The 1413-nt window shown below is 71.2% G+C and carries 2 protein-coding genes and 1 pseudogene; all 3 read right to left on the reverse strand.

Annotated elements, in window-relative coordinates; genetic code table 11:
- Positions 1-592, reverse strand: a 592-nt coding sequence (locus AC1DY5_RS55605; RefSeq protein ID WP_478122701.1) for a LysE family translocator, incomplete at its 3' end; no start/stop codon positions are given.
- Positions 589-1218 carry an RnfABCDGE type electron transport complex subunit B gene (locus AC1DY5_RS55610; RefSeq protein ID WP_478122702.1) on the reverse strand — a complete coding sequence of 210 codons (630 nt, stop codon included), beginning with the start codon at positions 1216-1218 and terminating at the stop codon, positions 589-591. The genes AC1DY5_RS55605 and AC1DY5_RS55610, both read right to left, overlap by 4 nt.
- A gap of 4 nt (positions 1219-1222) precedes the next feature.
- Positions 1223-1413: pseudogene (locus tag AC1DY5_RS55615) on the reverse strand (polyhydroxyalkanoate depolymerase); the annotation flags it as partial.

Consider the following 1413-nt stretch of genomic DNA (forward strand, 5'->3'; position numbering starts at 1 on the left):
GCCACATACCCGCCGCGCAGCCGCGGTTCAGCGCCCGCAGGCTGCGCTGCGAGAGCCAGCGCACGGCCTGGGTGCCGGCGGTCGCATAGGCCAGCATCACCAGGGTGTCGACGCCGACGAAGATCGCGGCCAACACTACGTACTGCGGCCCTTGGGGATGGGCGATGTCGACGAACTGGGGCAGGAAGGCGGCGAAGAACAACAGCGACTTCGGGTTCGACAGGGCCACGGCCAGGCTGCGCATGAGCGCCAGCCGTCCGCGCAGCGGCCGACTCGACGAGGCAGCCAGCACGGCGCCGACGTCAGTCGGCGGGGTGCGCCAGAGCTTGATGCCGAGCCAGACCAGATAGAGAACGCCGGCGACGCGGATCGCATTGAACAGCCACTCGGACGCTGCCAGCAAGGAGCCCAGCCCGAGCGCCACCGTGGCGATCACGATGCTGCTTCCGAGCGACGCACCGGCAATGCCCCAGGCCGCCGCGCGCATGCCGCCGGAGATGCCGTTGGAGAGCGCCAGCAGCATCGTCGGGCCGGGCGTGATGGCCAGCGCCGTCGAGGCCAGGATGAAGAGCAGCAGGGTGTCGAGGCTCATGGCTTGCGTGGGGTGTTGGCGGCCGCGGCTCGGGCGCGCGCCAGCGCGGCTTCGACGATCGTCCGCTTGCGGTCGGCCGCCTCGGGCGCGTCCGGTTGCAGCTCGCCCTGCGGCGCAAGCACGGGCCCGCTGCGCGCTTGTCGCGCGGCATGGGCGGCATAGCGTGCGCGCGCGTGGTCGGCTTGCGCGCGAGACCAGGCCTGCCAGCCGCTGCGGCCCGGCGTGACAGTTTCTAGCGAAATGCAGTCGACCGGGCAGACCGGAATGCACAGCTCGCAGCCGGTGCAATGCGCGTCGATCACGGTGTGCATGCGCTTGTGGATGCCGACGATGGCATCGGTGGGGCAGGCATCGAGGCACAGCGTGCAGCCGATGCACCAGGCTTCGTCGATCACCGCCAGGGCGCGCGGTCCCTCAACGCCGAATTGCGGATCGATCGGGCGTGCGGCTTTGCCCGCCAGCTGCGCCAGTCGCTCGACGCCCTCGGCACCCCCGGGCGGACATTGGTTGATGTCGGCCTCGCCGGCGTTGATGGCTTCGGCGTAGCCGGCGCAATCGGGGTAGCCGCAGCGGGTGCACTGCGTCTGCGGCAGCGCATCCAGCAGGCGTGCGGCCGTCGGCGTCACGGCCTCAGCCGGCCTTGCGCCGGGCCGGCGTCGATCGGCGCGCCGCAGTGGTCTTGCCGGCGGCCACGGCCACCGTCCTCTTCTTCGCCGGGCTGCCCTTGATCTGGTCTTCCGCGGCCAGGATCGTGCGGGTCGCGCGCTTTTGCGGCTTGTCGTGCGCCGCGATGAAGGCGCGGACCTCGGGATAGACATGCT

This window comes from Variovorax sp. P4_D9 (assembly GCF_056401695.1).